The following is a 5978-nucleotide window of genomic DNA, read 5'->3' as shown; positions in this document are numbered from 1 at the left end:
TTATTTAGTGGTAAATATAGTGACCAGTGGAATAGGGGTGGGGCTTTTGCCGAGGCAGCAAGAATCGGCGCAGAAATAGCCAGAACTACAGCTTTACCATCAAATGGAAAGGTAGCGTTTGTTCCAGCTATAGCCGGAGCAGCTGTGGCACCTGAGGCAATAGCAGCAGCAGCTGCGCTTGGTACTGCAGCAACTGCCGCCACGGTAAAGTTAGCACAGGATGTTTACGATCGATTTTTTGCGGAGTATAATGGTTCGGAGGAAAAAGAGTATAAAACGAAAAAGAAAGTAAAAGGCAAGCAAAAAGATGATATTCCTGACAGGTTCAAAGGTGAGAAGCCGTATAAAGGTGAGGCTGGAAAAGAAACAGCAAAAAGAGTTTTAGAGAAATACGGAGAGTGGAATCCGAACCGAACTGGTCCAGGAACTGACTTCAATAAATTAAAGAAATATTTTGATACTCACTTCGACTAGAGTTGCGACAAGTTAAACTGAAAGAGCTCGGACTATAGTGTTTGAAAGGTGACGGGTATATATGATGAAAGTATATTTGCTTCAACATAGCTATGAAAAAGAAATATGTGAAAATCTAAAGGTTGATGAGACAAAAGTTATTGGAATTTATAGCTCGTACAAAAATGCAGAAAGGGTGAAAGAAGAATTTAAGATTAAGAAAGGGTTTAATAGGTTTTCTGAGGACTGTTTTTATATTGATGAGTATGAACTAGATCAAGATAATTGGACTGATGGGTTTGTTACATGGGACAGTACAGATAATAGTTGGATTGAATAGCTCCCTGGTAATGGTAACCTACTGTACTGAAGAGACAAGGGGACGGTTTATTAAGAGTTTAATCGGAAGTTTTGTGCTCAAAAGGGCTCAACTATCAGATATTTGCTGATGGTTGAGCCTTTGAGTTTGCTCGCGCAATAAAGGGGGAAGTTCATACTCTGGAAGTAGCAGTTCTGTAGGTAGTAGTTTGTTAGCAATAGCTTAGATTTTATTGGTAGTTTCATTAATTTATTTAGTGGTAAATATAGTGACCAGTGGAATAGAGAAGGGGAAATCCCAGGAAGTATAAGCAGGGTTGCAGATGCAGGTTGGGCACAAAGGGGAAACGATCCCTATTGATATGGAGAAACTAGAACTTTTCAACTTTTTTCCGATCCCTGAAAATCCCGGATTAGATCTCGTGATGTTTGGTGGAGGTCTTAAGCTTGTTAAAGGAATTAAGGGGACGGGTAAAGGTATTTGGGGCATGTGGGTGATTTGGCCAAAGCTACCTACAAAGGACGTGAATATGCAAATATTAACGGACGGTACTTCACCAGAGAGGTAGTCGATAGAATGACTCCTAAAGGTTATGGTACCGCAGCCGGTGGTTACCAAGCTAGAGGAATTCCAACGTCAGTTGTTGAAGATGTTATTGCTAATGGTGCTCCTCGTGAAGCTGTCAGGAATGCAGTAACCCGGACTATTTTTGAGCTTAATGGCATGAGGGTTGTCACGGAGGAAGGCGGAAAAATAGTCATTACAACAATGAAATACTAATGGGAGTGGATTTCATGAATAACCACAGTAAACGTTTAATAGACCAGGTTCTTCACGCGCTTGGGCGCTATGAGGACGGAAAGGTAGAGGAAGATGAACTACTTCTTGATATTGAGGGGATTTCTAGTGCTATTGAAGAAGAAGGAGTTCATAACCTCGTTTCCAATCTTGCCCTAAGGATAGATGAGTCACGACATTTGTATGACGTTGAAGAGGGCAAAGTGTTTCTTTCCTCGGAAATTGGTGAGTTCAAAAAAGCCATACAGAAGGTGGATTCATAGAGTGTATTTGTAATATTATGGAATAAATTGCAAGCTAAAAATAGCGGAATTAGAGCTGTTCAGGGAACTGCAGAAGATGCCTTGACATTTTTTAAGAATCAGGTAAATCATTTTACGATAAAAGAAGTAAAACTAGGTGCTTTTGAAATTCATAATTGCAACGGATTGACATTTACTTATAGAGCAAGTTCAAAATATGGCGCACTAACAATAGATGTTAATGGTACACAAGGTTTTTGAATCTATATACTTACGTGGAAAATGATCCGTTCAAAGGGAAAACGGCTACAGAAATTGACCAAATGTTTCGGGCAAAAGGTTTTGAACTAAGAGGGCTAGACCCACTAACTGGAAAGGGTGGTTACGTAAATCCAAAGATTGGGCACTCCTACCATATTGATGAAGTGAATAGCTTTGGTGAATTTCCTCATGTTGATGTTAACCGTAAAGAGGTTACAAAGGCCCCCTTGATAAGAAAAAATATGACATGGGACGTGGTATTCGATGATTTTAACGGTTGAGCATGATGAAAAGCAAGAGAAAATCGAGATTTTCTGTGAGAAGGAAGTCATTGAGCTATTTTTGAAAAAACTAACTTTTCTAGTTAATAATGGTGGACATGTACACTTAATGACTCCTTCCTGGGCAGCAAATGAGCTAAAAGAAGATAAGCAGGGAACGAATACGGTGTTAATAAATCACTTAAAAGTTGTTCTAAAACCGGAATAACTCATTTATGTAAATAACAAAACTGGCGAATTATACACCCCAAAAAAACCACAACAAATTAAGAAAGGATTTGTGAAATACACTGAAAAGTATGGAGGTGCTGTAATTATTAGTTCGGAGGGTAAAAAGCTGGTTATAGAATATCTATATACAGTAGAGAACTACTTTACATTTAATATCAAAGTAAAATCAGGCGAATTTACAGGTGCTTCAAATTTCTGTATTTCAAAAGAAAGTATAGTTTCGGTTGTTGAAACATTATCTAAGATGCACGAGCAGCTAAGTGGATATTGTGAAATAAGTGATAGTGATTCAGATGCGCATATCACTGTTGAAATGGATAAATTAGGACATATGTACATGACTGGACAAATTGGCGGAAGCCATGAAGAACATTATATGAAGTTTAAGTATATCACAGATCAAACGGTACTAATTAATTTAATACAGATACTAAAAGCATTTCTGTAAATTTTAGGATTGAAGGCGAGAGGAAAGAAAAAGCAATCGGAAACATGCTTTTGCACATTCAATTAAAAAGCAAAGGGTCATGCTTGATCCCTATGCAAATCTTGAACAAAGGCGGTAATCTGCAAGGCATAACCCGATTGCGACACCATAAAATAAAAACTGCCCCCGCTTTCCAAACACCTTTCAGCCCGCATTGCGGCCTGATGTGAGCCGTACCGAGGAAGCCCTGGCACTGCACAGTTTTCGACCCCATTTCACCCTGATATTAAAGGGATAAAGTCCCACTTTCACCACAGGAGGTAAGACTTATAGCTATTCTTACGATCCTGAAGGACTAAGGAATAAAAAAATCTCACCAACTGGCACCACCAGATATCATTACGACAATGAAGGTAGAGTAATCACCGAGACAAACGACAGTGGCGTTGTTACCGCACAAACCATCTGGGGGCACAATGCCCTGGCACGAAAAATCAATGGTAACTATTACTACCTGTACAACGGCCACGGAGACGTAACCCAGGTTATGGACCAAAATGGCAATATTGTCAACAGGTATGCGTACGATGAATGGGGTAATATTCTTTCCAAGCAGGAGCAGGTAACCAATCCACTGAGATATGCAGGTGAGTACTATGACGACGAAAGCGGACTGTACCACCTAAGATCCAGATACTATGACCCAACCATAGGAAGGTTTATATCCAGAGACTCCTATGAAGGGGATATAAACAATCCCCTGAGTTTGAATCTGTATACCTACGTGGAAAATGATCCGTTATCATATGTTGATCCTTCCGGGCATTCACTTATAGGAGTAGTAATCGGTTTACCTATGGATATAACAATTACGGACAATTAATTTGGATGAAGGATGCTAATGGCAATAAAACGAACTATGTGAGTGATGAATGGGGCCGTTTAAAGAGAGTCACCAACCCCCAAGGGAACTACCATGCCTTTGATTACGACATCATAAACCGCACCAAGACCACCACATTTGTCCCAGCAGATACAGGTGTGGCCGAAAACCATTATGTAGAAACCTATGACCAGTGGGGAAGGACAATTTCAAGGAAAGGCTATCCAGACAGACCAGGTGGACCTACCACAGTTGAAGAAAAGTACGAATACGACCTGGCGGGTAACCTTACCAAACTAACAGATGCTAAAAACAATGCCACACGGTACGGTTACGACGCCTTAAACAGGCTGACTAAGGTCACCAACGCCCTGGGAGAAACTACCGACTACGACTACGACCGTTTAGGAGATCTTAGCCAAATTAACCAATACCAGGGTACCATCACCTTTCCTACAGAAAAGCAATATAGCGAAAGAGGAACCATGGTATCAAAGCAACTCCCGGCGGGACAACCCATTACCTATAAATACAATGCCAATGGCTTACCCGTGGAAATAAAAGATGCCTCGGGTAAGATAACAACCACGCAATACTACAAAGACAACAACCTTGCCGAAACAAGAATTAACCAAGACAAGATAAAATACTACTACAGCCCCCTAGGAGGTATAGAAAAATACCAACCCATCAATAACACCACCGGCAACGGTGAACCGTTAACCTACGATTTTTACACAAATGGATTGACCAAACAAAGAAAAACAGCCAACTACAGCGTAAATTTTCAATATGACCTACTGGGCAACAAAACAAAAGTAATCGATCCAGTTAATTTGTTAACTAACTACCAGTACAATAACCTGAACAGACTAACCACCGTAACAGCAGATGGAAAAAACTTCACCTACGAATACTACGCCGATGGGATGATCAAGGCAGTAAACTATCCACAATTAGCCAACGGATCAACGATCCGTACAGAATACACCTACGACAACATCAATCGGCTAAAAACCATGAAAAACCTGGTAGGCGGACAAATTAAAACCCAATACAGCTACAGCTATGACAACAACAGTAACATTACCTCAATTACCGAAAATGGCCAGACAACAAACTACACCTACGACGCCCTAAACCGGCTGACAGGAATACAAAGGCCGAACGGCGAACAGATCAGCTATCAATACGACAGCCGGGGCAACCGGATACTAACCTCCGCCAATGACAAAAGCCTGGATGGCTTTATACCCGGAGATTTTAGCTATAACAATTGGGATGAACTAGCCACTTTCACCACAGGAGGTAAGACTTATAGCTATTCTTACGATCCAGAAGGACTAAGGAATAAAAAGGTTACCCCTTCTGGAACTACCAGATATCATTACGACAATGAAGGTAGAGTAATCGCTGAGACAAACGACAGTGGCGTTGTTACCGCACAAACCATCTGGGGACACAATGCCCTGGCACGAAAAATCAATGGCAACTGTTACTACTACCTGTACAACGGCCACGGAGACGTAACCCAGGTTATGGACCAAAATGGCAATATCGTCAACAATTATGCGTACGATGAATGGGGTAATATCCTTACCAAACAAGAGCAGGTGTCCAATCCACTGAAGTATGCAGGTGAGTACTATGACGAGGAAAGCGGACTGTACTACCTAAGATCCAGATACTATGACCCGACCATAGGAAGGTTTATATCCAGAGACTCCTATGAAGGGGAGATTACCAATCCCCTGAGTTTGAATCTGTATACCTACGTGGAAAATGATCCGTTATCATATGTTGATCCTTCCGGGCATTCACTTATAGGAGCAGTAATCGGTATTGGAATTGGTGTTGCAATTGGCATTAGTACCGGCAGCTCGCGTGGGGGAAGTTCACACTCTGAAAGCAGGAGTTCTGGAGGTAGTAGTTCCAAAGGCAGTATTTCTGTTAGCAATAGCCTAGATTTTATTGGTAGTTTCATTAACTTATTTAGTGGTAAATATAGTGACCAGTGGAATAGGGGTGGGGCTTTTGCCGAGGCAGCAAGAATCGGCGCAGAAATAGCCAGAACTACAGCTTT

10 protein-coding genes are annotated in these 5978 nt (G+C 41.1%); 9 read left to right on the top strand and 1 reads right to left on the bottom strand.

Features of this window, described 5'->3' with window-relative positions:
* From BUA78_RS20410 to BUA78_RS19410, 7 genes are all read left to right on the top strand, one after another.
* A partial coding sequence (locus BUA78_RS20410; protein ID WP_207650524.1) for a hypothetical protein occupies positions 1–474 on the top strand: 474 nt, incomplete at its 5' end.
* A gap of 61 nt (positions 475–535) precedes the next feature.
* The gene (locus BUA78_RS19445; protein ID WP_072917857.1) at positions 536–793 is read left to right on the top strand and encodes a DUF7336 domain-containing protein; all 258 of its coding nucleotides are present in this window, start codon (positions 536–538) and stop codon (positions 791–793) included.
* A gap of 459 nt (positions 794–1252) precedes the next feature.
* Positions 1253–1552: a hypothetical protein gene (locus tag BUA78_RS19435; RefSeq protein WP_139257469.1), complete on the top strand. Its 300-nt coding sequence runs from the start codon at positions 1253–1255 to the stop codon at positions 1550–1552.
* 14 nt (positions 1553–1566) lie between these two features.
* Complete coding sequence (locus tag BUA78_RS19430; protein ID WP_072917849.1) at positions 1567–1833, top strand: hypothetical protein; 267 nt, start codon at positions 1567–1569, stop codon at positions 1831–1833.
* A gap of 27 nt (positions 1834–1860) precedes the next feature.
* Positions 1861–2073, top strand: coding sequence for a hypothetical protein (locus tag BUA78_RS19425; protein ID WP_072917847.1), 213 nt, complete (start codon positions 1861–1863; stop codon positions 2071–2073).
* Positions 2074–2337: 264 nt separating this feature from the next.
* The gene (locus BUA78_RS19415; RefSeq protein ID WP_072917842.1) at positions 2338–2562 is read left to right on the top strand and encodes an Imm32 family immunity protein; all 225 of its coding nucleotides are present in this window, start codon (positions 2338–2340) and stop codon (positions 2560–2562) included.
* A gap of 72 nt (positions 2563–2634) precedes the next feature.
* Positions 2635–3033 carry a WapI family immunity protein gene (locus BUA78_RS19410; protein ID WP_207650523.1) on the top strand — a complete coding sequence of 133 codons (399 nt, stop codon included), beginning with the start codon at positions 2635–2637 and terminating at the stop codon, positions 3031–3033.
* A gap of 352 nt (positions 3034–3385) precedes the next feature.
* On the opposite strand, the gene BUA78_RS21180 is transcribed toward BUA78_RS19410, so the two are convergent.
* Positions 3386–3541 carry a hypothetical protein gene (locus tag BUA78_RS21180; RefSeq protein ID WP_476580468.1) on the bottom strand — a complete coding sequence of 52 codons (156 nt, stop codon included), beginning with the start codon at positions 3539–3541 and terminating at the stop codon, positions 3386–3388.
* An 18-nt stretch (positions 3542–3559) separates the two neighbouring features.
* On the opposite strand from BUA78_RS21180, the gene BUA78_RS21160 reads away from it, so the two are divergent.
* Positions 3560–3895 (top strand): RHS repeat-associated core domain-containing protein, encoded by a 336-nt coding sequence (locus BUA78_RS21160; RefSeq protein WP_072917839.1) that lies wholly within the window; start codon positions 3560–3562, stop codon positions 3893–3895.
* 5 nt (positions 3896–3900) lie between these two features.
* The coding region (locus tag BUA78_RS19395) for an RHS repeat-associated core domain-containing protein (RefSeq protein WP_207650522.1) at positions 3901–5978 on the top strand (2078 nt) is incomplete at its 3' end.

It is taken from the genome of Desulforamulus aeronauticus DSM 10349 (assembly GCF_900142375.1).
GTDB classification, from domain to species: domain Bacteria; phylum Bacillota; class Desulfotomaculia; order Desulfotomaculales; family Desulfotomaculaceae; genus Desulfotomaculum; species Desulfotomaculum aeronauticum.
This window is presented reverse-complemented; position numbering and strand designations above follow the sequence as displayed.

Bases quoted from the DNA above. Each gene is read 5' to 3' on its own strand.
- BUA78_RS19445 (WP_072917857.1), top strand. From the start codon at position 536: ATGATGAAAGTATATTTGCTTCAACATAGCTATGAAAAAGAAATATGT.
- BUA78_RS19430 (WP_072917849.1), top strand. From the start codon at position 1,567: ATGAATAACCACAGTAAACGTTTAATAGACCAGGTTCTTCACGCGCTT.
- BUA78_RS19415 (WP_072917842.1), top strand. From the start codon at position 2,338: ATGATTTTAACGGTTGAGCATGATGAAAAGCAAGAGAAAATCGAGATT.
- BUA78_RS21160 (WP_072917839.1), top strand. From the start codon at position 3,560: ATGGACCAAAATGGCAATATTGTCAACAGGTATGCGTACGATGAATGG.